General features: G+C 60.4%; 28 protein-coding genes and 1 pseudogene. 13 read left to right on the top strand and 16 right to left on the bottom strand.

Features of this window, described 5'->3' with window-relative positions:
- A partial coding sequence (gene thrS, locus WC026_RS15360; RefSeq protein WP_372711886.1) for a threonine--tRNA ligase occupies positions 1 to 1,703 on the bottom strand: 1,703 nt, incomplete at its 3' end.
- A 228-nt stretch (positions 1,704 to 1,931) separates the two neighbouring features.
- Between thrS and WC026_RS15355 the strand changes: the two genes are divergently transcribed.
- Positions 1,932 to 2,417, top strand: coding sequence for a hypothetical protein (locus tag WC026_RS15355; protein ID WP_372711885.1), 486 nt, complete (start codon positions 1,932 to 1,934; stop codon positions 2,415 to 2,417).
- Here WC026_RS15355 and yidD read toward each other — a convergent pair.
- The 3 genes from yidD to WC026_RS15340 all read right to left on the bottom strand — a co-directional run bounded on the left by yidD (position 2,393) and on the right by WC026_RS15340 (position 4,226).
- Positions 2,393 to 2,698 carry a membrane protein insertion efficiency factor YidD gene (gene yidD, locus WC026_RS15350; RefSeq protein ID WP_372711884.1) on the bottom strand — a complete coding sequence of 102 codons (306 nt, stop codon included), beginning with the start codon at positions 2,696 to 2,698 and terminating at the stop codon, positions 2,393 to 2,395. The two genes, WC026_RS15355 and yidD, sit on opposite strands and share 25 nt — an antisense overlap.
- Before the next feature lie 112 nt (positions 2,699 to 2,810).
- The gene (locus WC026_RS15345) at positions 2,811 to 3,515 is read right to left on the bottom strand and encodes a hypothetical protein (protein ID WP_372711883.1); all 705 of its coding nucleotides are present in this window, start codon (positions 3,513 to 3,515) and stop codon (positions 2,811 to 2,813) included.
- Positions 3,516 to 3,767: 252 nt separating this feature from the next.
- Positions 3,768 to 4,226: an iron-sulfur cluster assembly scaffold protein gene (locus WC026_RS15340; protein WP_372711882.1), complete on the bottom strand. Its 459-nt coding sequence runs from the start codon at positions 4,224 to 4,226 to the stop codon at positions 3,768 to 3,770.
- 134 nt (positions 4,227 to 4,360) lie between these two features.
- Here WC026_RS15340 and folE point away from each other — a divergent pair, with 134 nt between their 5' ends.
- From folE to WC026_RS15325, 3 genes are all read left to right on the top strand, one after another.
- Complete coding sequence (folE, locus tag WC026_RS15335) at positions 4,361 to 4,972, top strand: GTP cyclohydrolase I FolE (protein WP_372711881.1); 612 nt, start codon at positions 4,361 to 4,363, stop codon at positions 4,970 to 4,972.
- 24 nt (positions 4,973 to 4,996) lie between these two features.
- On the top strand, positions 4,997 to 5,446 hold the full coding sequence (hisI, locus tag WC026_RS15330; RefSeq protein WP_372711880.1) for a phosphoribosyl-AMP cyclohydrolase: 450 nt from the start codon (positions 4,997 to 4,999) through the stop codon (positions 5,444 to 5,446).
- A gap of 173 nt (positions 5,447 to 5,619) precedes the next feature.
- Positions 5,620 to 6,642, top strand: a complete 1,023-nt coding sequence (locus tag WC026_RS15325) for a patatin-like phospholipase family protein (RefSeq protein ID WP_372711879.1) — start codon at positions 5,620 to 5,622, stop codon at positions 6,640 to 6,642.
- On the opposite strand, the gene WC026_RS15320 is transcribed toward WC026_RS15325, so the two are convergent.
- Positions 6,624 to 7,055 (bottom strand): CBS domain-containing protein, encoded by a 432-nt coding sequence (locus tag WC026_RS15320; RefSeq protein WP_372711878.1) that lies wholly within the window; start codon positions 7,053 to 7,055, stop codon positions 6,624 to 6,626. The genes WC026_RS15325 and WC026_RS15320 overlap by 19 nt on opposite strands.
- Positions 7,056 to 7,237: 182 nt before the next feature.
- Complete coding sequence (locus WC026_RS15315; protein ID WP_372711877.1) at positions 7,238 to 7,966, bottom strand: rhomboid family intramembrane serine protease; 729 nt, start codon at positions 7,964 to 7,966, stop codon at positions 7,238 to 7,240.
- 231 nt (positions 7,967 to 8,197) lie between these two features.
- Between WC026_RS15315 and WC026_RS15310 the strand changes: the two genes are divergently transcribed.
- The 3 genes from WC026_RS15310 (at position 8,198) to WC026_RS15300 (ending at position 10,485) form a co-directional block, all read left to right on the top strand.
- Positions 8,198 to 8,827 (top strand): PAS domain-containing protein, encoded by a 630-nt coding sequence (locus tag WC026_RS15310; RefSeq protein ID WP_372711876.1) that lies wholly within the window; start codon positions 8,198 to 8,200, stop codon positions 8,825 to 8,827.
- A gap of 185 nt (positions 8,828 to 9,012) precedes the next feature.
- Positions 9,013 to 9,639 carry a PilZ domain-containing protein gene (locus WC026_RS15305; RefSeq protein ID WP_372711875.1) on the top strand — a complete coding sequence of 209 codons (627 nt, stop codon included), beginning with the start codon at positions 9,013 to 9,015 and terminating at the stop codon, positions 9,637 to 9,639.
- 159 nt (positions 9,640 to 9,798) lie between these two features.
- Complete coding sequence (locus WC026_RS15300; RefSeq protein WP_372711874.1) at positions 9,799 to 10,485, top strand: transglutaminase-like cysteine peptidase; 687 nt, start codon at positions 9,799 to 9,801, stop codon at positions 10,483 to 10,485.
- Positions 10,486 to 10,604: 119 nt separating this feature from the next.
- On the opposite strand, the gene WC026_RS15295 is transcribed toward WC026_RS15300, so the two are convergent.
- From WC026_RS15295 to cysE, 3 genes are read right to left on the bottom strand one after another with little or no spacing between them, the layout of a single operon-like run.
- Positions 10,605 to 11,135, bottom strand: coding sequence for a gamma carbonic anhydrase family protein (locus WC026_RS15295; protein WP_372711873.1), 531 nt, complete (start codon positions 11,133 to 11,135; stop codon positions 10,605 to 10,607).
- Between the two features lie 19 nt (positions 11,136 to 11,154).
- Positions 11,155 to 11,370 (bottom strand): DUF3126 family protein, encoded by a 216-nt coding sequence (locus WC026_RS15290; protein ID WP_372711872.1) that lies wholly within the window; start codon positions 11,368 to 11,370, stop codon positions 11,155 to 11,157.
- Positions 11,371 to 11,391: 21 nt separating this feature from the next.
- Complete coding sequence (gene cysE / locus WC026_RS15285; RefSeq protein WP_372711871.1) at positions 11,392 to 12,219, bottom strand: serine O-acetyltransferase; 828 nt, start codon at positions 12,217 to 12,219, stop codon at positions 11,392 to 11,394.
- Between the two features lie 227 nt (positions 12,220 to 12,446).
- Between cysE and WC026_RS15280 the strand changes: the two genes are divergently transcribed.
- From WC026_RS15280 to WC026_RS15270, 3 genes are read left to right on the top strand one after another with little or no spacing between them, the layout of a single operon-like run.
- On the top strand, positions 12,447 to 13,253 hold the full coding sequence (locus WC026_RS15280) for an enoyl-CoA hydratase (protein ID WP_372711870.1): 807 nt from the start codon (positions 12,447 to 12,449) through the stop codon (positions 13,251 to 13,253).
- Complete coding sequence (locus WC026_RS15275) at positions 13,250 to 14,377, top strand: polysaccharide deacetylase family protein (RefSeq protein ID WP_372711869.1); 1,128 nt, start codon at positions 13,250 to 13,252, stop codon at positions 14,375 to 14,377. The genes WC026_RS15280 and WC026_RS15275 overlap by 4 nt, the downstream gene beginning before the upstream one ends.
- A 1-nt stretch (position 14,378) precedes the next feature.
- On the top strand, positions 14,379 to 14,876 hold the full coding sequence (locus tag WC026_RS15270) for a GNAT family N-acetyltransferase (protein WP_372711868.1): 498 nt from the start codon (positions 14,379 to 14,381) through the stop codon (positions 14,874 to 14,876).
- Positions 14,877 to 15,498: 622 nt separating this feature from the next.
- Here the strand turns inward: WC026_RS15270 and metH are convergent.
- The 5 genes and pseudogenes from metH to WC026_RS15245 all read right to left on the bottom strand — a co-directional run.
- Positions 15,499 to 18,165 (bottom strand): annotated as a pseudogene (gene metH / locus WC026_RS15265) (methionine synthase); the annotation flags it as partial.
- A 29-nt stretch (positions 18,166 to 18,194) separates the two neighbouring features.
- Positions 18,195 to 18,608: an endonuclease domain-containing protein gene (locus tag WC026_RS15260; protein WP_372711867.1), complete on the bottom strand. Its 414-nt coding sequence runs from the start codon at positions 18,606 to 18,608 to the stop codon at positions 18,195 to 18,197.
- A 91-nt stretch (positions 18,609 to 18,699) separates the two neighbouring features.
- A complete protein-coding gene (locus tag WC026_RS15255; protein WP_372711866.1) occupies positions 18,700 to 19,761 on the bottom strand; it encodes a homocysteine S-methyltransferase family protein in 1,062 nt (353 codons plus the stop codon).
- 27 nt (positions 19,762 to 19,788) lie between these two features.
- A complete protein-coding gene (gene metF, locus WC026_RS15250; RefSeq protein WP_372711865.1) occupies positions 19,789 to 20,706 on the bottom strand; it encodes a methylenetetrahydrofolate reductase [NAD(P)H] in 918 nt (305 codons plus the stop codon).
- Positions 20,706 to 21,746, bottom strand: coding sequence for an ArsR/SmtB family transcription factor (locus tag WC026_RS15245; RefSeq protein WP_372711864.1), 1,041 nt, complete (start codon positions 21,744 to 21,746; stop codon positions 20,706 to 20,708). Before WC026_RS15245 ends, metF begins: the two co-directional genes overlap by 1 nt.
- Positions 21,747 to 21,835: 89 nt before the next feature.
- Between WC026_RS15245 and WC026_RS15240 the strand changes: the two genes are divergently transcribed.
- On the top strand, positions 21,836 to 22,486 hold the full coding sequence (locus WC026_RS15240) for a hypothetical protein (RefSeq protein WP_372711863.1): 651 nt from the start codon (positions 21,836 to 21,838) through the stop codon (positions 22,484 to 22,486).
- 12 nt (positions 22,487 to 22,498) lie between these two features.
- Here the strand turns inward: WC026_RS15240 and WC026_RS15235 are convergent, their stop codons facing one another.
- Positions 22,499 to 23,464 carry a KilA-N domain-containing protein gene (locus WC026_RS15235; protein WP_372711862.1) on the bottom strand — a complete coding sequence of 322 codons (966 nt, stop codon included), beginning with the start codon at positions 23,462 to 23,464 and terminating at the stop codon, positions 22,499 to 22,501.
- A complete protein-coding gene (locus WC026_RS15230; RefSeq protein ID WP_372711861.1) occupies positions 23,421 to 24,368 on the bottom strand; it encodes an IS1595 family transposase in 948 nt (315 codons plus the stop codon). The genes WC026_RS15235 and WC026_RS15230 overlap by 44 nt, the downstream gene beginning before the upstream one ends.
- 173 nt (positions 24,369 to 24,541) lie before the next feature.
- Between WC026_RS15230 and WC026_RS15225 the strand changes: the two genes are divergently transcribed.
- Both WC026_RS15225 and WC026_RS15220 read left to right on the top strand, forming a co-directional pair.
- On the top strand, positions 24,542 to 25,177 hold the full coding sequence (locus WC026_RS15225; RefSeq protein ID WP_372711860.1) for a hypothetical protein: 636 nt from the start codon (positions 24,542 to 24,544) through the stop codon (positions 25,175 to 25,177).
- Between the two features lie 144 nt (positions 25,178 to 25,321).
- On the top strand, positions 25,322 to 25,771 hold a 450-nt coding region (locus WC026_RS15220), incomplete at its 3' end, for an ABC transporter substrate-binding protein (RefSeq protein WP_372711859.1).

The following is a 25,771-nucleotide window of genomic DNA, read 5'->3' as shown; positions in this document are numbered from 1 at the left end:
GCGACCTCGTTGGCGTAATCGTTCGCATCCGAAACGATCGGCGCGACGACGATCTGCAACGGCGCGAGCCACAGCGGGAAATGTCCGGCGAAGTTTTCGATCAGGATGCCGGTGAAGCGCTCCAGCGATCCGAACATCGCGCGGTGGACCATCACCGGCGTTTTCTTTTCCGAATGTTCGTCGATATAGAACGCGCCAAGGCGTCCCGCGAGATTGAAATCGACCTGGGTCGTGCCGCACTGCCAGTCGCGGCCGATGGCATCCTTCAAGACGTATTCGAGCTTCGGTCCGTAGAACGCGCCTTCGCCCGGCTGGATTTCGGTCTTGATCAAGCCGTTCGAGCGCCGCTTGACCTCGTCGAGAACATCGCCCAGCGCTTTCTCGGCTTTGTCCCACAGCTCGTCCGCGCCGACGCGTTTCTCAGGCCGGGTCGAAAGCTTGATGACGATATCCTCGAAGCCGAAGTCCTTATAGATCGAGAGCATCAGATCATTGATCTTGAGGCATTCCTCCATGATCTGATCTTCGGTCAGGAAGATGTGTGCGTCGTCCTGCGTGAAGTGGCGCACGCGCAGCATGCCGTGCAGCGCGCCGGACGGCTCGTAGCGATGCACCTTGCCGAACTCGGCGATGCGATACGGCAGGTCGCGATAGCTTTTCAGTCCGTTCTTATAAATCTGCACGTGCCCGGGGCAGTTCATCGGCTTGCAGCAGAACACGCGCTCGTCCGGAAGGACGGTCGTGAACATGTTCTCACCGTAGTTTTCCCAGTGACCGGATAGCTCCCAGAAGTGCTTCTCCATCATGTCGGGAGAGTTCACTTCCTCGTATCCGGCGCGCTGTTGCTGGCGGCGCATGTAGGCGATCAAGGTCTGGAACAGGGTCCAGCCCTTGGCGTGCCAGAAGACGGAGCCCGGCGCTTCTTCCTGGAAATGGAAGAGATCCATCTCGCGGCCGAGCTTCCTGTGGTCGCGCTTCTCGGCTTCCTCGAGCTGATGCAGGTAGGCCTTCAGCTCATCCTCGGTCGCGAAGGCGGTGCCGTAAATGCGCTGCAGCTGCGGATTGTTGCTGTCGCCGCGCCAGTAGGCGCCCGCAAATTTCATCAGCTTGAACGCCTTGCCGATCTGGCCCGTCGAAGTCATGTGCGGGCCGCGGCAGAGATCGAGCCAGTCGCCCTGCTTATAGATCTTCAGGTCTTCGCCAGCCGGGATTGCGTCGACCAGTTCGATCTTGAAATTCTCGCCCTTGTCGCGGAAGAATTTCTTGGCCGCATCGCGCGACCAGAATTCCTTCGTGAACGGCGCGTTCTTGGCGATGATCTCGCCCATTTTCTTTTCGATCTTCGGAATGTCTTCCGGCTCGAACGGCTGCTGCTTGGCGAAGTCGTAGAAAAAGCCGTTGTCGATCACCGGACCGATGGTCACCTGAGTACCGGGCCAGAGCGACTGCACGGCTTCCGCCATGACGTGCGCGGCGTCGTGCCGGATCAGCTCCAGCGCTGCCGCGTCGGTGCGCGAGACGAAGTTGATCGAGGCGTCCTTGCTGATCGGGTCGACCAGATCCGCGAGCACGCCGTCGAGTTGCATGGCAACCGTGCGCTTGGCGAGCGATGGCGAGATCGATTTGGCGATTTCGAGGCCCGTCGTTCCGGCTTTGACCTGGCGCTGTTTGCCGTCGGGGAACGTAATGGTGACGTCGGTCATTCGGGCCTCCTGTGCTCACTCGCCGCCAACGGGCGCGGCGTAAGACGATGTCGAGACCGCTAATGGGGGCCGATCCGCGTCAAGTCAAGGCGTCTTGACGACTGGCGATATGCCCCGCCGCCGCAGGTGTTGCGAAAGTCCTTCGACCTTCCGTGCAATTCTAAGCATTCACAGAGGCCAATTCTTACGGTTCTGGCGTAGCGTCAGGTTCTCAATCGGGGAGCCGACGTGACAGCCAAACTTCTCATCCGCAAGCGCATGGTCAACGTGCAGGGCAAGGTGCGCCCGGCGTGCTTCGTGCAGGCGATCGTCGAGCCTGCCGCCCAGGCTGCCCTCGAAACGCATTTTTCGACCGAGACGCTTTTCCGCCGCGCCGCTTATTCGCAGAGCTGGCCGGAAGGAACGATCAAAATCCCTGCCTCGATCGCACCGTCGCTCGCCACGTTCCTGAAAAATGACGCCTGCCCCGAGATCGCGGTGAAAACGCTGCTTGCGGGCCAGTCCTACCAGGGCGCCAACGCCTGGGAGATGATGAGCTTCGAACTGATCGCGAAGGTCGCCTTCGACAACCTGCTCGAACTTTCGCGCACGGCCTTAGAGCTCGATCGCGACGTCGATTATTTTGGATCGGCGGCCGGCAACGACCTGCCCGCATTCGAGGCCGACGCAGCGTCGGACGCTCTCGCGTCTCAGTCTTCGGTCGCTGCCGCCTGACCTTTCCGTCCCCATCTGCCGTAGCGCCAAGGTGCGAACGGATGGCGGTCGCCGCGAATGTCAGGCACCGGATCGATCCCGTGGGTGCCACCCGGTCCGCATCGGAGAAACCGCGAAAGGGTGAGCCAGAAGCCGCGCCAGGCGCCGTTGAGTTCTATGGCTTCCAGCCCATACTGCGAGCACGTCGGCCAGTGGCGGCATTGGCCGCCGACCAGCGGCTTGAACGTCACGCGATAAACGTGAATTGGCGCTTTCAGCAGCGCCTTCGCAATGCGGCTCATGGACGGCGGTCCAGGTTCAAGACGAACTGGCTGATCAGGAACATCACCTGACAATCAGCAAACTCCAAGTTCGGAGAAAAGTGCAAGATCAGCGCGCCGTCGAGCCCACGGGTCAGGGCGTTGCAGAGCCCGCAGGGGGCGATTGCGCCGGAGCTTGCGGCTGCGGCTCGGAGGGGGCCGTCGGAGCCGGAGCGCTAGACCCAGACGCGTCAACGGCCGCGGCCTTGGCTGCTTCCAGGTCTTTCCGCGCGGCTGCGAGGTCGGCGTTCAGAGTCTCCACCTGCTTCTGAAGAGATACGGCGGCTGCCTCCGCGTCTGCCTTTGCTTTTTCGGCCGCTGCTTTGGCGTTTTCGGCGTCGGCTCTCGCCTTCTCCTGATCGGCCTTCGCCCGGTTGGCGTCCTCCAGGGCCGTGCCCGATTTCGCCTGCTGATCTTCGGTCGCGGCGAGCTTCGCTTTGAGGTCCTGGACCTGCTTGTCCAAGGCTTGCGATTTTGCGTCGAGTTCGGTCACCTTGCCCATCGCGGTCGAAACGTCGGTCTTGCCTTCCTCGACCTGACGCAAGGCATCCGCTTCAGCGGTCTTCAGGCGCGCGATTTCCTCCTGCGAGGCTTTCCGCTGCTCGGCGGCGGTGTCGACCTGCTTCCGCAGCGCATCGGCTTCGCTCTTGAGCGTGGAAAGCTGCCCCTCCGCCGAGGTCTTTCCCTGAAGACCATAAATCGCGAGCACTGCAAGGACGGCGATCGCACCCCACTTGATCGCCCCGATGGGCGAATGAGCATCGCTTGCCGGTTTAACGTTGTCGCCGTTGGACGCCATCAACACTCTCCATAGCCTTCGGGTCCGGACCCTTATCGCGCGAGCCGATTTTATCGAACGCCTGCACTCCACGTACGGACATACTCGGAGGCGACGAAGACTTCCACTCCCACTTTTCCCGGAGAAGACGTTCACGCATGAGATGATGTCGCGGGAAGAAATGCCATGCGAGCGCGAGACGCAAAATATCGGAAAAGCTCAGCCTTGCTGATCCACTTCGGGGCCGCTTCGCGGATGTTTCTGCCGTAAAGGTTATTGGCTGGCGACGGCCGCGTCGCGCCCGGCGGCAATTTCGTCAAGCGCGCTTTCAACGGCATCGAACACAAGCAGGGTCGATGCGTGCCGGGCTTTATAATTACGAACAGGTTCCAGCGTCGCGAGGTCGGCCCAGCGGCCGGCCGGAGGGGGGCCGCCATCCTTCAACATGGCGCGCATTTTCCGGGCAACGGCACGAAGTTCATCGGGCGTTGAGCCAACGATTTCGCGCGCCATGACAGAAGCCGAGGCCTGACCCAGCAGGCATGCCTTGACCGATTGCCCGTAGTCGATAATGCGGCCGTCGCGGAGCGCCAGATCGATGGTTACGGTCGAGCCACAGAGCTTGGAATGGGCCGTCGCGCGGGCGTCGGCATGGTCCAGGCGTTCGGTGCGCGAGATCGCGCCCGCCAGCTCAAGAATGCGCGTATTGTAGATTTCGTCGAGGTCGGCCATGGAAACCCTGGTTCACCGTCGCCTGGCATCGACACTCGTCCAAATGCCCGGCACGTCGTATATAGGGCACCCTATATAGGATACGCCGGCCGCCAATGCGAGGACCGGCGATCGCTCGCAAGGCCACGGATCACATGAAAAAGCTCCCGCTCCCGACGCCCGTTACCGCGCTGTCGCCGCGCCGTCCTTCGCGCGCCGAAGCCGAGGAGGCCGTGCGCACGCTGATTGCCTGGAGCGGCGATAATCCGGCGCGTCCGGGCCTGGAAAAAACGCCGCAACGGGTGGCGGATGCGTTCGGAGAATATTTCAAGGGCTACAAGGAGGATGCGCTGGCGGAACTCGCCCAGACCTTCGAGGAGCCGACCGGCTACAATGAAATGGTGCTGTTGAAGGATATCGCTTTCGAGAGCCATTGCGAGCACCATATCGCGCCCTTCTTCGGCACGGCGCACGTCGCCTATCTGCCGTCGGAGCGCATTATCGGGCTGTCCAAGATCGCACGCGTCGTCGACATCTTCGCCCGCCGTCTGCAGACACAGGAAGGGCTCACCGACCAGATCGCAGCGGCGCTCGAAGCAGGGCTCCGGGCGAAAGGCGTCGCGGTCATGCTGAGCGCCCGGCATCACTGCATGGCGGCGCGCGGCGTCCAGCAGCGTGGCGTCGCGACCGTCACGTTCCGCTTTCTCGGCGAGTTCGCGCGCGATGCGGCGTTGCGCGATCGCTTCATGGCGGTAATCCGCGACTAGCCTCCAGTCCGCAATGGGATGCACATGACAGAGACGAGCAAGAGTTCGCGCGAGCTGCGGCCCGGCGAAACGATCGAACAGACGTTGTCCTTTGTCCCCAAGTTCGGGGCGGACGGACTGATCCCGGCGATCGTCTCCGATGCGAAATCGGGGAACGTCCTGATGTTCGCGCACATGAACGAGACGGCGCTCAGGGAAACGATTGCGACCGGCGTCGCGCACTTCTGGAGCCGGTCGCGCGGCAAGCTCTGGAAAAAGGGCGAGGAGAGCGGCAATATTCTCAACGTGAGAGAAATCCGCACCGATTGCGATCAGGACGTCGTCTGGCTTCTTGCCGATGTCGCCGGCGATGGCGTTGCCTGCCACACCGGCGCGCCGTCGTGCTTCTATCGCCGGCTGGTCACCACAGCCGATCCTTCCGTTGGCATGAACCTTGAACGGGCTGCACTGCCACGTCCCACCGGGCGTGGCTGATGTTCCAGCACGACGCTCTTTCGGGTTGATCCGCAACTAGGTTCACTGATTGGTTACCTATTGGTAGCGGGGCCTTAAGGCCCGCGGCGTTAGCATTCGCTGGAGAACCAGAGACCTGAAAGGCGGCGTCCGCGTTTCGCGCGGTGGCCGTCAGATACGGTCAGGAGTGCCATATGCCGGGGATGTCGGATGTAAAAGTCGGGTTAGCGTTGGGTGGCGGCGCGGCGCGAGGATGGGCTCACATCGGCGTCCTGAAAGCGCTGGCGCGAGCCGGAATCCAACCGGACATCATCGCGGGCACGTCCATCGGCGCGGTCGTGGGCGGGTGCTATTCCGCGGGACATCTCGATAATCTCGAGCACTGGGCGCTCGATCTGACGCCGAAGCGAATCTTCGGATATCTCGATTTCAATCTCGCGGGTACGGGTCTGATCAGCGGCCAGCGGCTATGCGGCCGTCTCGAGCAGCATCTCGGCGATTGCAATATCGAAAGCCTGAAAACACGCTTCACGGCGGTCGCCACAGAAGTTGGCACGGGCCACGAGCACTGGCTGTCTCGCGGGCGCCTGGTCGAGGCCGTCAGGGCCTCCTATGCGCTGCCGGGCGTTTTCAAGCCGGTCAAGGTCAATGGGCGCTGGCTGTTCGACGGCGCGCTGGTCAATCCTATTCCGGTTTCGGTGTGCCGCGCGCTCGGCGCCCGATACGTCATCGCGGTCAATCTGAACTTCGACATTCTCGGGCGTGGAAGCGTCATGTCGATGCCGGAAGCGATCTACCAAGACCACGAGGATGAGGAGAAACGTCTCGCGGCCGATGAAGACACGCGTCCGGACAAGACGACCGGCGTTCGCGCCCTGCTGCACCGGCAGTTTTTTGGCCGCGGCGACGGCGCGCCAGGAATTTCGACCGTCATGGTCGATGCGTTCAATATCGTTCAGGATCGCATCGCACGTTCGCGCCTCGCGGGCGATCCGCCCGACGTGATGATCTCACCGCGATTGCAAGACATCGGACTGTTCGATTTTCATCGCGCCAAGGAAGCGATCGAACGCGGCAGCCAAGCGGTCGAACGCCAGCTCGACGATATCGTTCGCGAGATCGGGACGCGAGAGACGAAGCGCGCGTCCAGCATCGAGGAACGCGGTCGCGCGCTGTCTAAGTCTTCGGCGAATGCCTTTCAGCCGGTCGCCAAGTAGCCGCGCATCGCGGTCACTTCCAGCTCGACTTCAGCGGTATGGTGCTTGACGATATCGCCAATCGAGACAATCCCGACGAGCGCGTCGTCCTTTATGACTGGCAAATGCCGGAAGCGCCCGCGCGTCATCGTTTCCATGATTTCTTCGATGGTGCAGCTTTCCGTGCACGAGACGACGTTGCGCGTCATGCCTCGGCTTACCGTCATCTTCAGTGCTTCAGGCCCATGCTCCGCGATCAGTCGAATGATGTCGCGCTCGGAAATGATGCCAACGACTTTGCCGCTCTCGCCGACGATAACGATCGCGCCGATCTTGCGGCTCGACAAGCGTAGCGCAATTTCCTGAATGGAGTCTTCCGGACACGCCGTCATGACCCCGCGCGCCTTGGACTTGAGTATCTGTCCAATAATCACAGCTCTAGCCTCCGTTTCTGGAAGACCGGTCCGAATATACGCGCACGCGATACGCGCCCGAATTCGATTGGCGCGCTGTCCGGGTTTCGGCCGGCTTCCGTAGCGTTTTCCCACGGTCATATGTTCGCTCTTTGCGGCGAACTACGTGAAGGCTGATGCAATTTTGCCGCGAATGCAAGCCCTCAATCGAATTCAGACGCAGGCGGATTAGTGTTTTGCGTCGCAACATCAAAGGCGCCGAATGCGCATAAGCCGAAAATATATCCGCCGATATGCGCTTCCCATGCAATCGCGCCGCTTTCACCGAATTTCCCAAATCCCACAATTGCCAGGAGATTCACTCCGACGAATACGAGCGACGCGAGAACGACGCGGCGATCCTTGAGACTTTGCGCGAGGGACATGCTCGGGATCGATCGCGGTTCCTCACGAAGCAAATAGCCTTCGCGGCGATCGATGGCATTGAACAGGAAGCGCATGACGCCGCCCATCATCGCGGAGATGGCGCCAGACGCACCGATGACCGGCGCGGCGAGCCCGGGATTGAACGCCAGAAAGAGCAGCGCTCCAGCTATTCCGCCCGAGATGGAAAACGCAAGAAAGCGAAGGCTTCCGAGGCGCGCGCAGAGCACAGAGCCGAATGCCAGAAGCCATGCCGCATTGAAGCCGAGGTGCATGAGATCGGCGTGTACGGTCATGTGTGTGATGAAAGACGTGACCGACGCGGTGTCGCCTCCGGGCAGTTCGGCCGCGAACCCGGCATAGCGGGCCGGAATGAAGGCCAGCGCCAAGACCCACCATTCGTACTGCGACGGGGTCAGAAACGAGAGCGTCGCATGGACGATGATCAAAACCGCGAGCGTCGCCAGCACACCGCCCGGCACGTTGAAGATTGGTTCTCGCTTTGTCACGGGCTTCCCACTCTGACGGCTGGAGCGATCGCTGCTCCTTTGCCTCGTTAAGGTTCATTTCGATCGCGTTGCTCGTTCTTACCGGCATTAACCGGCCACGCGGGCCGGTCGCATCCCCGATGGCATGAAGGATGCTCCCTCGTCCACAGGTCCGATGCCCGCCGCGACGGCGTGTTCCGGAATGGCACGGCTCGGGTGCGAACCCTTAGCTAACAGGACGGGCGCATGCTCATGCAAGAATCTGTCAGTCAAGCGCTCTATTCGTACTGGAACGACCTGCGCGGCGACCGGATCGCACCGAAGCGTTTCGAAATCGAGCCATCGTGCATCTCCGGACATCTGCCCGATACCTTTATCCTGGAACGCATCGCGCCTGCGACCCTGCGCTTCAGGCTCGCCGGAACCCGCATCTGCGAGGCCTTCGGCATCGATTTTCGTGGCGTCAATCTGTTCCAGCTTTTCGGCGATGCCGACGCCCGCATCGTGCAACAGCAGATTGCCCTGAGCGCTTCGGACGGCGCGGTCTGCGTGTTTCGGATCATGGCGGGTAGCGCCAGCGGGCTATCGACCGAGTTCGAACTCCTGATCCTGCCGATGATACACACGCGCGACACGATCGATCGCTTCCTTGGCGCGTTTGTGCCGAGCAACAAACCAAATTGGCTTGGAACCGTCGCGCTGACGCAAAGGAAGCTCATTAGCCACGAGATCGTTTACCCCGACGGGCTTCCTCTGGCGGTTGACCCGGAGCGGCATGTTCCCACCCTGATGCCGACGATCCGCGAGGCGCGGATCGTTCGATCGGATCGACGTCAATTCAGGGTTTACGAAGGCGGTCTCAGCCGCGTCGATAACGAGTGATCGTTTTGGATCAAATTTAACCTTTAAGGCCGTTAAGCCCGCCAGCGTCCGAGTTCGACGGCGATAATGACCCGCAAGTTAGAAGTTCATTAAGGAGCAGGCCCTCATAGTCGACGCGGGTCGTCTTCCGAGCACTTCGCGGCCGACGTCCCAAACAGGTTTTTTGCAGACCTTAAGGACCTGCCATGGCCGCGTATTCTACATCACTTCGCGAACCTGTGCGCCCGGTGGACGCAGCTACCGCGCGCGACATGCGCCGGCATCGCCGGTTGCCGTTGTCACTTGCCGGCCGCTTCATGCGCGCCGACCGAAACGAATTCAATTGTCAGCTCGAGAATATCTCCGTTGGAGGCGCGGCCGTCGTGTCCCCGCACGCGCCGGAGATCGGAGAGCGTGTGGTCGCCTATTTCGATCACCTGGGAGGCATCGAGGGCTACGTTGCACGCCATACGCCCGAGGGATTTGCCTTCACTTTCAAAGTCACTGAGTACAAGCGGGAAAAGCTCGCGGCGCAGATTATGTGGCTCGTCAACCGGGGAGACTTCCCCGAGGAAGCCGGACGCCTGCACGAGCGCATTGGAACTCGCGGGCGGCGGACGACGTTGAGGGTCGAAGACGTCATCATCGACGTCGAATTGCTGGATCTTTCGGCATCAGGCGCGTCCCTCGGCACACCAGCGCGGCCTCCGTTCGGGAGTTTTGTCGTTGCCGGAAAAACCCGGGCAATCGTTCGAAGACATCACGAGCAGGGCATCGGGGTGCAATTCTTGACGCCGCAATCTCCCGAGGCTTTGCGCGATAGTTTTCCATAATCGTTTTGCGTTGGTTGTGTGATGCCTCAAATCGCCCGCCGAGTTGCCAAAATCTCGAAGTTAAATTTTTATACGTTTTTGGTGCGAATGCCGACGACTGCATTCATGCTAAAAACAAGTGTTTCGCTTAGTGTATCGTACCGTGTTCGAGGGCGTATCATGATGTACGGTAGCGTGGCCACTGGCGTGGTCTTGAGTTTCTTGGCGGTAGCTATGCCGGCGGCGGCGCAGCAGCTTGCCATCGTCAGTCCGGCGGCGAAGCGCGCTCCGGAATTCATGCGGATCTATGGCAGCTCGCAGGCTCCTTATGGCTTCGTCTCCTTCTGCGAGCGGGAGCCGGCCGAGTGCATCACAAAGAACTACAGCGACGCGCGCATCGAGGCGACGCCTGAGAACCTGAGCGACATCGACGTTATCAATCGCACGGTCAATCATGAAATCGAGCCGGCGACGGATATGGAAGTCTACGGCGTCACCGAATACTGGACGCTGCCGAAGACGCGCGGCGACTGCGAGGATTACGCGCTCCTCAAGCGTCATCGCCTGATCGCGCGCGGCTGGCCGTCGAGCGCGTTTCTGATGACGGTGGTTCGCGACGAGAAGAACGAAGGGCACGCGGTGCTAACCGTGCGCACGACGCTCGGCGACTGCATCCTGGACAACAAGATCGACATCGTCCGGCTTTGGAACCAGACGCCCTATCACTATGTGATGCGGCAATCGTATGTGGATCCGAAAGCCTGGGTTTCGCTCGATCCGAACGATGCTTCGACGCCGGCAGCCATCGCGGGCGTTCAATCAACGACGGAGCCGACGGAGTTCCAGGGTATCGAAGTCTTTCCCTGATCTGACCAGCAAGACATTTCCTCGCCTTCCGCCCGCGCGACAGGCGAGGATCAGGCGGCGGCCTCTTGAGTGCAGCGCGCTCGCGTCTCAGGTCGTCCGAGATTTCAATCTCTGGGGTTTCAAGTCTGAGGTTTCAGTCCGGCCGCAAAGCGCTTCCAGTTGGCGACATAGCGCCCGGCGCCGCGCTGGAAACGCACGATCTCGTCGTCGTCGATCTGCCGGATGATCTTGCCGGGCGAGCCCATCACCATGGACCGCGGCGGGATTTCCTTGTTTTCGGAGATGAGCGTGTTCGCTCCGATGACGCACTCCTCGCCGATCTTCGCGCCATTCAGAATGATCGATCCGATGCCGATCAGGCTGCCGCGCCCGATCGTGCAGCCGTGCAGCATGACCATATGGCCGATGGTGCAGTCGGCGCCGATCGTCAGCGGAAATCCGGGGTCGGTATGGAGCACACAGCCGTCCTGGACGTTTGAGCGTTCGCCGACCGTAATCCACTCGTTGTCGCCGCGCAGCACGGCGCCGAACCAGACGCTGGCTTCTTCTTCCAGCTTCACCTTGCCGAGCAGCACCGCATTGGGCGCGACCCAAAAAGCGCCGCTGGCGGGCGTTGCAACGTCAACGCCGTCCAGGTTGTAGAGCGTCATCGGCGATCCTCTCGCAGTCTCACACGCCTTCGAGATCCATGTCGAGGATAGCCATCTGCAGCTGATAGGAGATTTCGCCCTCGTCTTCCTCACGATAGAGCGCGGCGACGAACTCACTGTTGATGAAGACTTCGGCCATGTCGTCTTTCTTCGGCTGCGGCCTGACTTCCAGCGACGGGGCACCGAACGTCTTGCGCAAATAGGCCTGAAGCTTTGCTAGCTCGTCTTTCTTCAAGTTCTTGTCTCCTGGTGAGTGTCAAAGGCCGCCGAAATCGTCGACCCAACCCTGCTCCATCGAGCGGGCGGGTTCGGCGCAACCGGCACTGCCAACAATTTTTGCCGGAACCCCGGCGACGGTAACGTTCGGCGGAACGTCCGACAGGACGACCGATCCGGCGGCGATCCGCGAGCACGAGCCGACCTTGATGTTGCCGAGGATCTTGGCTCCCGCACCGACCAGGACGTTATCGCCGATCTTGGGATGGCGGTCGCCTGTTTCCTTGCCGCTGCCGCCGAGCGTCACGGCGTGCAGGAACGAGCAGTTGTCGCCCGCCGCAGCCGTTTCACCGACAACGAAGCCGGTCGCGTGGTCGAGCATGATCCCCTGCCCGAAACGGGCGGCGGGGTGAATGTCGACGCTGAAAAAGCGCGAGCCCTGGCTTTGCAGATAAAGCGCGAAGTCGCGGCGGCCCCTCTTCCAGAGCGCGTGCGCGAAGCGATGCGTGACGAGCGCGTGGAAGCCTTTGAAGTAAAGCAGCGGATCGAGATAGCGCGTGCATGCGGGATCGCGATCATAAACCGCGGAAAGATCAGCCCGGAAAATCTTACCAAGCTTGTCGTCGTCTTCGAGCACGCTGAGGAAGGTCTGCGAGATCAATCCGGCATCGACGTCGGTATGGTTGAGCCGCTGGGCCAGACGATGGCAGATCGCCTCCTCGAGGTGCTGATGGCTGAGAACGGTCGCAAAGATAAAACTGCCGAGCGCCGGTTCCGCCGTCATCGCCGCCTGCGCTTCGGACCGGATCTGCGTCCAGATCGGGTCGACGATCTGGATCTTCGGCGTTGCTGTCTTGGCGTTCGACACGTGAGGCCTCTTGCTCGCAGGTCCCGGCGCTATCCCGCCGTTAATATGACCCGCCGACTGACGATTATTCCAAAGCCGATTAACGATGGCCCGCGCCCGGGTCAATCGGAGAACGGGCAACCATTATATATGTCTTGCCGCACCGCGCGCATCTGCCGCCCGCAGCAATCTTTGCGGTACCCTGAATTGCTCATTAAATGGCCCGACAGCAAAAGGATGGCCTAGGAATGGCAGAGGCAGAGACCAAGGGTGACGGCCCGGCGCTAAGATGCGCCAAGGACGGCGCAATCGCCTGGATCACGGCCGACAACCCGTCGCGCATGAACGCGCTCACAGGGGGCATGTGGGGGTCGCTGCCTGCCTCCATCGGGCGCGCGACGGCGGACGACGAGGTTCGCGTCGTCGTCCTGCGCGGGGCGGGAGAGAGGGCCTTTTCCGCCGGCGCCGACATCTCCGAATTCGAAAGCGGCCGCACGGGCGACGCCGCCAAGGTCTACGACGCGCTGAACGATGCCGCTTTCAATGCGTTGATCGATTGTCAAAAGCCGACGATCGCGATGATCCAAGGATTTTGCCTCGGCGGCGGCCTCGGGCTTGCGCTTTGTTGCGACATGCGCATCGCAGATGAAACAAGCCAGTTCGCCATCCCCGCCGCCAAGCTCGGCATCGGCTACAACGCCCGCTGGGTTCGGCCCATCCTCGCGGCTGTGCCCGCCGATCGCGCCAAGCAGCTGCTGTTCACGGGCCGGCGTTTCCGCTCCGCCGACGCGGAGGCGATGGGCCTCATCACGCAACTTGTGCCGAAAGGCGAAATCGAAGCGACCGTCCGAGCGCTGGCGCAAGAGATCGCCGAGAATGCGCCGCTTTCGGTGGCCGCAGCGAAGTGCGTCATCGATGAAATTTCCCGGCGGCCGGAGCATCCGGATATGGCGAAACTCGACGCTGCCGTCGAAGCCTGCTTCGCGAGCGACGACTACGCCGAAGGACGGCGCGCCTTCCTCGAAAAGCGCAAACCGGTGTTCAAAGGCAAATGAAATACTCGGGCCATCGATTTGGTCTTGCGTTGACCCTCGGGCTTTCGGGCCTCGCTTTCGCGGCACCAGGACTTGCGGGCGATGCGGCGGTTCAACATGCGTGCTTCCCGGACGCGGCGCTTGCGGGGGTAGCGGGCGAAGAGCAGGCGGCAAAAGGCAATCACTCCTTCGACGCGGCAATCAAGCTCGGCGATTTCAAGCCCGCATCGGCGGTGCCGGACGGCCTTCGCGGCGCGATCCGGCGCGTCGACGTCCCGGGCGGCGAAAAAGTCGTCGCGCTGACGTTCGATCTTTGCGAGCAGCGCGGCGAGATCGCGGGCTACGATGGCCGCATCTTCGATTACCTGCGTCAGCAAGGCGTCAAGGCGACGTTCTTCGCGGGCGGCAAATGGATCGTCTCGCATCGCGCCCGCACGGAACAGCTGATGCTCGATCCGTTGTTTGAAATCGGAAACCACACGGAAACGCATGCGAATCTGCGACTGCTGGCGCCTGCGGCGGTCCGCCAGCAGGTCGTCGCCCCGCAAAAGGCCTATGCAGACGCACGCGCCGATCTCACCGCGAACCAGTGCCTCGCCTCGTCGTCGGACGCGGTGCGGGACATTCCCGAGCAGCCGAAGGTGTTTCGCTTTCCCTATGGGGCCTGCAACGACGCGTCGATGAAAGCCGTCAACGATGCCGGGATGCTTGCCATCCAGTGGGACGTCGCAACCGGCGATCCCGACCCGCACACGTCGGCGCAGCGGATTGCCGACGCGATGGTCAATGAGACGAAGCCCGGCTCGATCATCGTCAACCATGCAAACGGACGCGGCTGGCATACGGCGGAGGCGCTGCTTATCGCCATCCCGAAGCTCAAGGCCAAGGGCTACAAGTTCCTCACCGTCAGCGAGCTTATCGCCATCGGGAAGCCGGTCATCACGGCTGAATGTTACGACCGCAAACCCGGCGATACCAACCGCTACGATTTCCTCGGCGCCTTGCAACACCCGCTCAACGCCACCTCGAAACCGCAAGCGGTTGCGTCAGGTCCGACGCAACGCGCCGCAGCGGTCAAGCCTTGGGCGACGTCGGTCAAACCGCAGCGTTCTCGCGCGAAGCAACCGGCCGACGGCGCGAAGTGACATGACGAGTGCGCGCCTCAAGGCTGTTCGGCTGCGCGGGTTCGACCTCGAGCCCATGACGCCGGTTGCCGCAAAGATCATCGGCCCGCTGCTTTCCAGCATCGATCCCTGGGCGCGCTATGCCTATACGGGAGAAGCGTTGACGGCGTTTCTCGCGAATGACGAAGCGGGCGCGCCGCGTTTTGCGATCAAGGCGGATCGCGTCATCGCAGGCGCCATCAGCATCCGGAGCAACTGGCTGCGCGGTCCCTACCTGCAGTTTCTTGGCGTTCTCCCGGCCTATCAAAGCCATGGCATCGGCGGGGCGATCCTCGACTGGCTCGAGAGCGAAGCGCGTGGCATCGATGCCCAAAATCTCTGGGTCGCGGCATCGGAATTCAACACGCGGGCGCTGTCATTTTACGAACGCCACGGCTTCGGCCGCATTGCAACGCTGAGCGATCTCGTGGTCGAAGGAAGCTCGGAAATTCTATTGCGCAAACGGCTCGCAGCCGTTTGAACGGAATTCGATCGCGCCATAGACGCGAAATTTCCGGGCGTAAGGATAATTATTTACAGTTCTTTTTTGTGCACCGCATTTCAAGTGCATCGCAACGCGACGCCTGCTGATTTTTTGCCCGCGCACGAAAAGACCGCGTTTCGTCTGCGAGATTGGAAACGCAGTTCTTTTCGTCACTACACGCTGGAAAATTCCCTAACCGGCGGGGAACAGGCAAAACACGGCGACGCTCGGGTCGCGCCGCGGTGACACGTCTTGAATCGGCGCTGTCTCTCTGCATCGCAAAATGCTTTTCGCTTGTCAGCGCCGCTTTCGGCTGCGTAGCTTTCGATGCGCTTCAGAGAGAGGCGAAACGAAATCCAGAACTCTCTATTCGAGAGGTGACGGTATGACCCTGCAAGCAAAGTTCAACGTTCTTGCTGCTGTCCTGTCATTTGGTTTCGTGATTGCGGTCGTTATCGGAATGATTTGAGGAACGCCTGAAACGCAAACCCGCGACAATCGCTCCAAGGAGCCAACGAGACGGGGAACTTCCAGGACGCTTGGCGCGAGCCAAATGACCATCGGCGCGGCACTGATGTGACCGCGCCGGTTTTTTTCGTGAATAGCGTCGCGTTTACGATCAGGCCGCTTTGATCGTGGCCGCCTGGCGATCGTAATTCAGCACCGGCGACAGCCAGCGCTCGGTTTCTTCCACGGTCCAGCCCTTACGCGCAGCATAGTCGACGACCTGGTCGCGCTCGACCTTTCCAACGCCGAAGTAATGGCTGTCGGGATGCGCATAGTAGAAACCGGACACGGCGGCGCCGGGCCACATCGCGAAGCTTTCGGTCAACTCGATTCCGGCATTCTTGTGCACGTCCATCAGCTCCCAGATCGTGGCTTTTTCCGTGTGATCGGGCTGTGCCGGATAACCAGGAGCGGGGCGGATGCCCTGGTATTTCTCCAGGATCAGATCGTCGTTCGTGAGCTTCTCGCCCTTCGCGTAGCCCCAAAGGTCCTTACGCACCTTGTGGTGCATCGCTTCGGCGAAGGCTTCCGCGAGGCGATCACACAGCGCCTTGGCGATGATGCGGCTGTAATCGTCGGTCTTCTTTATGTGCTCGGCGATCGCTTCGTCTTCGCCGATACCTGCGGTCACGGCAAAGCTGCCGACATAATCTGCGAGGCCGGTTTCCTTCGGCGCGATGAAGTCGGCGAGCGCCGTGTGCGAGCGATTGCGTGACGGATCGCGGGCGATCTGCTGGCGCAGGGTATAGAGCGTCGTAAGCCGCTTCGACCGCGTATCGTCCGTGTAGACTTCAATGTCGTCGCCGACACTGTTCGCCGGCCAGAGGCCGATAACCGCTGATGCTGTCACCCACTTTTCCTCGACGATACGCTTCAGCATCACCTTCGCATCCTCGAAGAGCTTCTTCGCTTCGGCGCCGACCTTATTATCGGTCAGAATTTGCGGATATCGGCCCGCAAGCTCCCACGCCTGGAAGAACGGCGTCCAATCGATGTAGGGCACGAGGGACGCGAGATTGTAGTTTTGGAACGTGCGGACGCCAAGGAAGCTCGGCTTCACCGGCTTGAACGCGTCCCAATCGATCTTGAATTTGTTGGCGCGCGCGGCTTCGAGCGTGATGCGCTGTTTGCGCGCCTCATGCGCAAGGTGATTTTCGCGAACCTTCGCGTATTCGGTTTTGATGTTCTGAACGAACGGTTCCTTCGCGGTCTGCGAAAGCAGGTTCGACACGACGCCGACCGCGCGGCTGGCATCCAGCACGTAGACGGCTTGCCCTTTCTGATAGTTCGGGCTGACCTTGACGGCGGTATGCACCTTGCTCGTCGTTGCGCCGCCGATCAGCAACGGGCACGAGAAGCCTTCGCGCTCCATCTCGGCCGCGACGAAGCACATTTCGTCGAGCGACGGCGTGATGAGGCCCGAGAGGCCGATCATGTCGACGTTCTCTTTTTTGGCCGTCGCCAGAATCTTGGCGGCCGGAACCATCACGCCGAGGTCGATCACCTCGTAGTTGTTGCATTGGAGAACGACGCCGACGATGTTCTTGCCGATGTCGTGCACGTCGCCCTTGACGGTCGCCATCAGGATCTTGCCTGCGGACGGCATCCGATCGACGCCTGAAGCGATTTTTTCCGCTTCGAGATACGGTTGCAGATAGGCGACTGCCTGCTTCATCACGCGCGCCGACTTGACGACCTGCGGCAGGAACATCTTTCCCGCGCCGAATAGATCGCCGACGACATTCATGCCCGCCATCAGCGGACCTTCAATGACGTGCAGCGGCTTCTCGGCTTTTGCGCGCGCTTCTTCCGTGTCGACTTCGATGAATTCCGTGATGCCGTGAACGAGCGCGTGCGACAGGCGATGCTCGACGGTGCCTTCGCGCCAAGTGAGATCCTTCTCCTTGGCTTTTGCGCCGCCTTCGCCTTTGAATTTCGGAGCCGCATCGAGAAGGCGGTCCGTCGCGTCGAGTCGCTTATTGAAGATCACGTCTTCGCACAGATCGCGCAGTTCGGCCGGGATGTCGTCGTAAACCGTCAGCTGACCTGCGTTGACAATGCCCATGTCCATGCCGGCCTGAATGGCATAGTAGAGAAATACCGAGTGCATTGCCTGGCGCACCGGCTCGTTGCCGCGAAACGCGAACGACAGGTTCGAGACGCCGCCGGAGATATGCACGAGCGGCATCTTCTCCTTGATCTGCCGCGCCGCCTCGATGAAGGCGATGCCGTAGCCGCTATGCTCCTCGATACCAGTCGCGACTGCGAAAATATTGGGATCGAAAATGATGTCCTCGGGCGGAAACCCGACTTTCTCCGTCAGCAGCTTGTAAGCGCGCTCGCAGATCGACACCTTGCGTTCGACGGTGTCGGCCTGGCCTACTTCATCGAAGGCCATGACCACGACGGCCGCGCCATAACGCAGAACCTTGCGCGCCTGCTCGAGGAACGGCCCCTCGCCTTCCTTCATGCTGATCGAGTTGACGATCGCCTTGCCCTGTACGCACTTGAGGCCCGCCTCGATAACGGTCCATTTCGAGCTGTCGATCATGACCGGCACGCGCGATATGTCGGGCTCGGACGCGATCATGTTCAAGAACGTGGTCATCGCCTTCTCGGAATCGAGCAAGCCCTCATCCATGTTGATGTCGATGATCTGCGCGCCCGCTTCGACCTGCTGGCGCGCAACGGTGAGAGCACCGGCATAATCGTTCTGCTCGATCAGCTTGCGAAACTTGGCCGACCCCGTGACGTTCGTTCGCTCACCGACGTTGATGAACAATTGCGCGGCATTTCCTGCTGTCATTTTTATACTTCCCGAGGAATTCCTTCTCCCTGAGGGAGAAGGTGCCCCGAAGGGGCGGATGAGGGGTTAAGCCGGAGGTTTGCGGTTGCGACGATTTCGTCAAGAACTCCTTCTAAGCTGGATCTTAGATCGACATTCCAGACGCGAACAACCTGATAGCCAAGCTCTGCCAGATGTTTCGTCCTTAGGTCATCGTGCTCGATCTGATCCGGCATACCGTGGTGCGACCCATCGAGTTCGACAATCAGTCGAGCCGCTTCACAGAGAAAATCGACAACGTATGGGCCGCAAGGCGCTTGCCTGCGAAATTTCAGTCCGTTGAGCCGACGGTCACGTAACCGCGCCCAGAGCTTGCGTTCGTCGTCCGTCTGCATCTTGCGCAGAACCCGTGCCCTATTTGTCAACGACCCCGCCATTGCATCACCATTCCATCGCATTCAAGTCCCTCACCTGCCCTGCGGGCATCCTCTCCCGGTCCGGGAGAGGAAATAGCGTCCGTCGTTTCTGCTATCCGTGGACGAATGGTTCGAGGCCGGACAGACGCAGTCGCGGCTGCAATTGCGTTGGCGTCCGCGGCTTATGCTTTTTTGCGTGGCTGGCGATGTGCGCAATGTGGTCCGGCGTCGAGCCGCAGCAGCCGCCGATGACATTGATCAGGCCGTCGGCGAGCCAGGGCTCGACCTTGCACGCCATGTCGTCCGGCGTTTCGTCGTATTCGCCCATCGCGTTCGGCAATCCGGCGTTCGGGTAAGCGGAGATGCGCACGTCGGCGACGTGGCAAAGCTCGGCAATGTAGGGCCGCATCAGCTCAGCGCCGAGCGCGCAGTTAAGGCCGATCGAAAACGGCTTTAGGTGCCGCATCGAATACCAGAAGGCTTCCGCCGTCTGGCCCGACAGCGTGCGCCCCGAGCGATCGGTGATCGTGCCCGAAATCATGATCGGCAGCTCAAGGTCCTTTTCCTCAAACACCTCGAGCGTCGCAAAGCCCGCGGCCTTGGCATTCAAGGTATCAAAGATCGTCTCGATCAGGATGATGTCGGCGCCGCCGTCGATCAACCCGCGCACCTGCTCTTTGTAGGCGTCGCGCAATTCGTCGAAATTGACATTGCGAAAAGCGGGATCGTTGACTTGAGGAGAAATCGACGCCGTGCGGTTGGTTGGGCCGACGGCACCGGCGACGAAGCGCGGCTTCTCCGGCGTCCTGGCGGTGGCGGCGTCGGCGGCGCGTCGCGCAAGCTTCGCGGCCGCGACGTTCATCTCGTAGCCGAACTCGTCCATGTGATAGTCGGCGAGCGAGATGCGCTGCGCGTTGAACGTATTCGTCTCTATGATATCCGCGCCCGCGTCGAGGTATTCGGCGTGAATGTCCTCGATCACCTTCGGCTGCGTCAGCACCAGAAGATCGTTGTTGCCCTTGACGTCCTTGGAATGGTCCGCGAAGCGCTCGCCGCGATAATGTTCTTCGCCGAGCTTGTGGCGTTGAATCATCGTGCCCATCGCGCCGTCGATGATCAGGATGCGTTCGCTCGCGGCCTTTTCCAGCGCTGCCCAACTCGGCTTACGTCTCATTTCATCCTCGCATTCACTTTTATTGGATCAGGCTGCGTTAGCGCTGGCATCGGCTCGTGCAGACCTCAACCCCAGCAGGTGGCAGATGGCGTAAACGAGATCGGCGCGGTTCAAGGTGTAGAAATGGAATTTCTTGATGCCTTCGTCGACGAGATCCATCACCTGCTCGGTCGCAACCGCCGCCGCGACCAGATGCGTCGTCGCGTTGTCGGCGTCCAGGCCTTCGAAACGCCGCGCGAGCCATGACGGCACCGTCGCTCCCGCGCGTTTCGCGAAACCGGACACCTGGTTGAAATTGTGAATGGGCACGATCCCGGGCGAGATCGGCACCCAAATTCCTGCCGCCCGCGCGCGTTCGAGATAGCGCAGAAAATACGCATTATCGAAGCCGAATTGCGTGATGATGCGATCGGCCCCGGCGTCGACTTTGGCCTTCAGGTTTTCGATATCGGCTTCGATCGATGGGCTTTCGGGATGTCTCTCAGGATAACCCGCGACAGAAATCTCAAAATTCGCGATCTTCTTTAATCCTGCGACGAGATCGGCGGCGTTGGTATATCCACCCGGGTACGGCTCATACTTCGTGCCCGCGCCCTGGGCAGGATCGCCGCGCAGCGCCACGATATGGCGAACGCCCGCATCCCAATACGCTCTCGCGACGGCGTCGACTTCGTCCTTCGTCGCATCGACACAGGTCAGATGCGCGGCGGGCTTCAAGCCGGTTTCGCGCAGAAGACGGGTGACGGTCGCATGGGTCCGTTCGCGCGTCGAGCCGCCCGCTCCATACGTGACCGAGACGAACTCGGGGCCAAGTGGGGCGAGACGCGAGATCGACGACCAGAGCGTCTCCTCCATCTTTTCGGTCTTGGGAGGAAAGAACTCGAAGCTGACGACGATGTCGCCAGAGCCGAGAAGCTTGCTTTTGCGTTCGTTGCCCTGCGCCATCAACGAGCCTCCTCAAGAGTGCCGGTGGCCGCGGCATCCCTGTTCGCGTTGCCTATGAATTCGCCCGGACGCTCGGCAAGCCAGAGCGTCACGGTCAAAATGTTTTCGCTGCCGCCGGGCTTGCGGGTCAGGTCGCGCACCATATGCGGGACGAGGCCTGCGTCCTTGAGCCAGCCGCTGATTTGCTCGTGCGAAAAGCCGAGGCGCTCGTGCGCTTCCCCGGTGCGCAGGAATTCAAGCTCGTGCGGCGCGAAGTCGACGATCAGCAGTTTGCCGCCAGGAACCAGAACGCGCGCTGCCTCGCGGATCGCGAGCGACGGATCGGACAGAAAATGCAGGATCTGATGCATCACGATGGCATCGGCCTGACGGTCGGCGAGCGACAGCGCATAGATGTCGCCGTGGCGGACCTGGGCGCGCGTGCAGCCATCCGTCTTCAGCTTGGCGCGCGCGTAGGCCAGCATCGCCTGATTGACGTCGATGCCGAGGCCGCCTTCGAAGCGGTCCGAGAAAAGTTCGAGCGTGCGGCCCGTGCCCGTCCCGAGATCGAGGAGAAAGCGAAACGGTCCGCTGCCCAGGGCTTCGCGCATCGCGGCTTCGACGTCCCGCTCGGCAACGTGGAGCGTCCGGATGCGGTCCCAATCGGCGGCATGCTTTTCGAAGAAGGCCTGAGCTGAGGCCTCGCGCTCGCGCTTCAATGCGTCCGCTCGTTCGCGGTCGAGCCTGACCGCGGCTTCAGCGGGGTCGACATCGGCCACGAGCCGCAATGCCAGGCGACCGCCCGGCTGGCGATCCGAAATGTGGAAATAAACCCAGCTTCCCTCACGGAAGCGCTCGATCAGGCCGGCCTCGAACATAAGTTTCAAGTGCCGGCTGATGCGGGGTTGGCTCTGACCGAGGACGAGCGTCAGGTCCTTGACGTTCAGTTCCCCGCCGGCGAGCAATAGCAGGATGCGCAGGCGCGTCGGCTCGGCGGCCGCTTTCAGCGCCGTAACCAAGTCCGATGTTTTGAGTTCCGCCGTCGACATGGCGAGCAACATATAAAGATATGTTTATGTGTCAAGAGCTGTCTTTGGGGGGCGATTACTTACAATTGTGACCCACTGAAGAATCGTGGTATGCGCGCCAGATGCCAAGCCTCCAGTGGTTCCTCGACCATCTCGCCCAGGAGTGGGCCGTGATACAAGGCGCGCCAGCGCTCGCGGCGGCGTATGCGCTGATGGCGACATTCGTGATTTGGCTGATTCAAAGGTGGGCCTTTGGAACGGTGATTACCCACAAGGATGGAAAGATTGCGCACCTGGAAGAGCGGCTGAAAATGCGCGACGACCAACTAACCAACAAACTGCAGTCAACCCCGCCGGGGGAGGCCCAAGAGCTAATCAGGACTCTTCAAACCCAAATTGACGCAATGAAGCCACGTCGATTGACCGACACCCAAAAGGCGTCGATAGCGCGAACCGCAATCGCCAGAGGTGGCGGCAGCTACTCGTTAACGATCATAAGAGACATGGCTTCTGCGGATAGCGGCGCATACGCCAACGATCTTATTCACGCGTTCGGGAATCTTCAGGGTTGGACGATTTCATCCGGAGCGGCTATCGGTCCAGGACGGACGGCGCCATGCGGACTTGGGCTGTGCGTTCACAACAGATCGAACTTAAATCCTGGTGAAAGGATCATTTTCGATATCCTTCAATCGGCGGAGATCGATTTTGAAATGATCGAACTAGTTCATCCGGATGCTGACGTCGGTCTTATGATATCGGCGAAACTCTAAGCACGATCCGGCCTAGCCCTTCTTACCGATCTTCTTGGCCTTGTCTTTCTCGGCGGCTTTCAGGCGCTTCTCTGCCTCTTTGACATGATCGAGAACGGGCTCGTCTTCGGGCATGGTGCCGCCCCAACTTTCGATTTGCCTACGCACGCCTCGTCCGATTTCGTTATGCACCTTGTTCGCGTGGGCCTGTCCCTTTACTCCCGCCGCTGCGTCACGTTTAAGCTTCGCCGCGGCCTGAGTTGCTTTGAAATAATTTGCAGCGAGTTCTTCATGGCCCGCGAAATTCAAATGATTTTCCCCTTCGGGAAGCTCCTTATGATCGAGCAATTCGGCCTTCGTCATTCCATATAGACCGTGCAGCCCGGATCCGTTGTATGCCTCGAAGTTCGTAACGCCGATATCCTTTGCGGCCTCTGCGGAGAGCTTGTTGTGCTCCTTGACCAGATTGCGCAGTTCAACGCGCAGAGTGTCGTATTCCTCTTGCGCGGTAAGTCCGTCGAGAATTTCGAGAGCGAGCGTTACGTCTTTCGCTTTGTATCTTAGGAACGTCTCGCGGACGGCCACGCCGAGTTCAGGTTTAACAAACTCGGCATAGTCCAAAGCGAGCACAGGGTGAGCGTAAACGCGTGTGCCGCGCCCTGTCCCGTCGCTATAGTACATTGTTTTAACGTCATCTTTGGAGAAACGACGGGAATCTCCCGTCGTTTTTTTAAAGAGCGCTTCCATCAGCCTTTTGGCTCGTGCGCCTCTTGCCCAATCGTTGGGCTTGCGATTCTTGGGCTTGTCGGCGAGCGCGAACAAATCGCTCAGGCAGATGTTGCCACCATCATCTTCGCTAACCCGAACGTCCTCAGGCGACCGATCATCGTCACTATCGTCAATTTCACCAGGATCTGTCTGGACGAATTTTTGCAAGGCCTCATCGAAGGAGGCGTCAATCGTGAGAGGTTTCTCGTAGGTTTTCTTCAGTCTTGTCATGCGTCAGAACCTTATAGGTCAATCGTCCTTCGACTTGCGAAAGGAGATCATTGACGCGCTCACCTTCGCCCATGTCACGGCGGTTGTACCTGTAGCACATTTCGCCAAGATAGCGATCCAAGTGCTTCGCAGAAACGTGGTGATGAATACCGTAAATCTGCCGCTTGAACAGGCTCCAAGCGCCTTCCAGAGTGTTTATGTGAATAACGCGATGGCGAGCATACTCGCCCTTGCTGTGGTTTACTGACAGTTTCAGATAATTCGTGACGAGGTCGGTATATCCGGCCCATTCGTCCGACATAATTACTGAGCTAGAAGCGACGCGGTCGCGAACCCTGCCGACGATTGCTCTGGCGGATAAATCTTCAATTCTGCGGGCATCAAGCTCACCATCGCGAGCCAGCATGCCAAAGACGGCAGCTTTCGGCTTTCGGCCTTTCTTACGCTGCGACGCATGGCGGTTCTTTTCCTTTCCGCCAAAATACGATTCATCCACCTCCACTTCGCCAGACAATAAAGGGCGGTTGAATGACTTCGTTTTGGCTGCGTAACGGAGACGATGCAGAACGAACCACGCCGATTTTTGCGTAATTTGCAGGTCCTTGGCGAGCTGCGTGCTGGCGATGCCCTTCTTGTGGCTCGTAACCAGCCAGACGGCCGCGAACCACTTGCGCAGCGGTAGTTTCGTGTCCTCGAAAATCGTGCCCACCTTGATCGAAAAACGCTGGCGGCAGTCGTGGCACTTGTGCGTCCGCTTGTCGGAGAAGTGCATCACCCGCTTGGAATTGCAGTAGGGGCAGAAAGCGCCGTCCCGCCAGCGGATCGCGCGGAGGTGATCGATCGCCGCCTGTTCGTCCGGAAAGGCTTCGAAGAACTGGTAAAGGCTTGTGATCTCGCGCTTCATGGCCGTGCCCTCCGTCTGTAGTCTGAATATAGGGCAAATTGGCTCTTGGGTCAAGCACGTATATAATTACCCTTTGGGGCATGTCAAAACTCGGACAGCCTTTAACCACGTTTTAGCAAGCGCGCGCATAACGTCCGCCTTGGCGCTGAAGCGGCGCCGGAGCGGTGATGTAGATGCAGCGACAATCCCCTGAATTCGTCGTGATTTCCGGCGCAAGCTATCAGTTGCCGATCACGCTCAGGCGCAGCGAACGCAAGCTCGCGAGACTGCCGGGTTTACTTCTGATGGCAACCCTTGCGGCGCTGATCGTCGTCCCGCAAATCGGGCTCGCCGTGTATGCGCTGACCTCGCCCGAACTGCGCGCCGTGCTCGCGGCCAACCCGATCGCCGCGATCGAACTTGCCGTCGCGTTCGTTTTCTGGGCCGGTCTCGTCTGCTGGCCCCTACGCAACATCGTTGTTGCGATGGCGTCGGACCGCATCATCGACATCCGGAACGGCGACGTGATGGTCGTCGACCGGACACCGTTCTCGTCACATGGCTGGCGGATGCCGCTCGCGACCTACAGCGGCGTTGCCGTACAACTCCGGACATCGCTGTCCAGCGTCATGCGCGACGTCGTGCTGGTGCATCCGGAGGCAAGCCGAAGCCTCGTTCTGGCGACGGCGGAGCAAGTTGGAAAAGGCGAAATTCTTGAGCTTTGCCGTATTCTTGGGCTTCCCCTGCTGCGGCCGGACGTGGCGACCGTTTCCAGCGGGCCTTCAGGCGGCCACAAATTCGATGCGGATCTTGCACCAGCCGGATCGTAATCGGGCATCGTTTTGACGATATTGTTGCTTCTCTACCGCGGTGGGATGGTTTGTGCGGTCAGACGCAAAGCAGCAGATGCCTTTCGGGCTGACTTGGGAAAAGAGAACTGGTAAGGGGCGATTATGCGAGGGTTAGACAAGCAGATGACAGTTTGGACGCGGACGTGCTCCGCCTGCTGGCTACTTGCCATGATCGTCTGCGTCGCGGCGCTGACGACGAGCACGGCGCGCGCGGAATCTCCGGGCGCCTATATGCAGGGCGTTCAGAACGAATTGCTGGCCGCCCAGCGCACGGGCGGCGTCAACGCATTCAGCGACGTCCTCCGCAAGCATATGGACGTGCCTAACATCGGCTTGAGGGCGCTCGGGCCGCATGCGCGCACGCTGCCGAAGGCTGAGCGTCCGAGCTACTACAACGGCATGATCAATTTCATCGCCAAGTACGCGGCCAAGACGGCTCCGGAATATCCGGTGGCGAGCGCCGTCGTCGTCGGCCAAGGCCCGGGCGATGCGGGCGGCACGAACGTCGATGCGCGCATTACGTTGCGCTCGGGCGCGACCTACGACATTCGCTGGCTCGTGATGAAATCCGGC

It is taken from the genome of Hyphomicrobium sp. (genome assembly GCF_041674905.1).
Classification (GTDB): domain Bacteria; phylum Pseudomonadota; class Alphaproteobacteria; order Rhizobiales; family Hyphomicrobiaceae; genus Hyphomicrobium_B.
The sequence above is the reverse complement of the archived record's forward strand: the minus strand, read 5'-3'. Positions and strand labels throughout refer to the sequence as shown.

Coding starts and splice junctions, on each gene's coding strand:
- yidD (WP_372711884.1), bottom strand. CDS start 2,698: ATGAGCCGCATTGCGAAGGCGCTGCTGAAAGCGCCAATTCACGTTTAT.
- WC026_RS15345 (WP_372711883.1), bottom strand. CDS start 3,515: ATGGCGTCCAACGGCGACAACGTTAAACCGGCAAGCGATGCTCATTCG.
- WC026_RS15340 (WP_372711882.1), bottom strand. CDS start 4,226: ATGGCCGACCTCGACGAAATCTACAATACGCGCATTCTTGAGCTGGCG.
- folE (WP_372711881.1), top strand. CDS start 4,361: ATGAAAAAGCTCCCGCTCCCGACGCCCGTTACCGCGCTGTCGCCGCGC.
- hisI (WP_372711880.1), top strand. CDS start 4,997: ATGACAGAGACGAGCAAGAGTTCGCGCGAGCTGCGGCCCGGCGAAACG.
- WC026_RS15325 (WP_372711879.1), top strand. CDS start 5,620: ATGCCGGGGATGTCGGATGTAAAAGTCGGGTTAGCGTTGGGTGGCGGC.
- WC026_RS15310 (WP_372711876.1), top strand. CDS start 8,198: ATGCAAGAATCTGTCAGTCAAGCGCTCTATTCGTACTGGAACGACCTG.
- WC026_RS15305 (WP_372711875.1), top strand. CDS start 9,013: ATGGCCGCGTATTCTACATCACTTCGCGAACCTGTGCGCCCGGTGGAC.
- WC026_RS15300 (WP_372711874.1), top strand. CDS start 9,799: ATGATGTACGGTAGCGTGGCCACTGGCGTGGTCTTGAGTTTCTTGGCG.
- WC026_RS15295 (WP_372711873.1), bottom strand. CDS start 11,135: ATGACGCTCTACAACCTGGACGGCGTTGACGTTGCAACGCCCGCCAGC.
- WC026_RS15280 (WP_372711870.1), top strand. CDS start 12,447: ATGGCAGAGGCAGAGACCAAGGGTGACGGCCCGGCGCTAAGATGCGCC.
- WC026_RS15275 (WP_372711869.1), top strand. CDS start 13,250: ATGAAATACTCGGGCCATCGATTTGGTCTTGCGTTGACCCTCGGGCTT.
- WC026_RS15270 (WP_372711868.1), top strand. CDS start 14,379: ATGACGAGTGCGCGCCTCAAGGCTGTTCGGCTGCGCGGGTTCGACCTC.
- WC026_RS15260 (WP_372711867.1), bottom strand. CDS start 18,608: ATGGCGGGGTCGTTGACAAATAGGGCACGGGTTCTGCGCAAGATGCAG.
- WC026_RS15255 (WP_372711866.1), bottom strand. CDS start 19,761: ATGAGACGTAAGCCGAGTTGGGCAGCGCTGGAAAAGGCCGCGAGCGAA.
- metF (WP_372711865.1), bottom strand. CDS start 20,706: ATGGCGCAGGGCAACGAACGCAAAAGCAAGCTTCTCGGCTCTGGCGAC.
- WC026_RS15245 (WP_372711864.1), bottom strand. CDS start 21,746: ATGTTGCTCGCCATGTCGACGGCGGAACTCAAAACATCGGACTTGGTT.
- WC026_RS15240 (WP_372711863.1), top strand. CDS start 21,836: ATGCCAAGCCTCCAGTGGTTCCTCGACCATCTCGCCCAGGAGTGGGCC.
- WC026_RS15235 (WP_372711862.1), bottom strand. CDS start 23,464: ATGACAAGACTGAAGAAAACCTACGAGAAACCTCTCACGATTGACGCC.
- WC026_RS15230 (WP_372711861.1), bottom strand. CDS start 24,368: ATGAAGCGCGAGATCACAAGCCTTTACCAGTTCTTCGAAGCCTTTCCG.
- WC026_RS15225 (WP_372711860.1), top strand. CDS start 24,542: ATGCAGCGACAATCCCCTGAATTCGTCGTGATTTCCGGCGCAAGCTAT.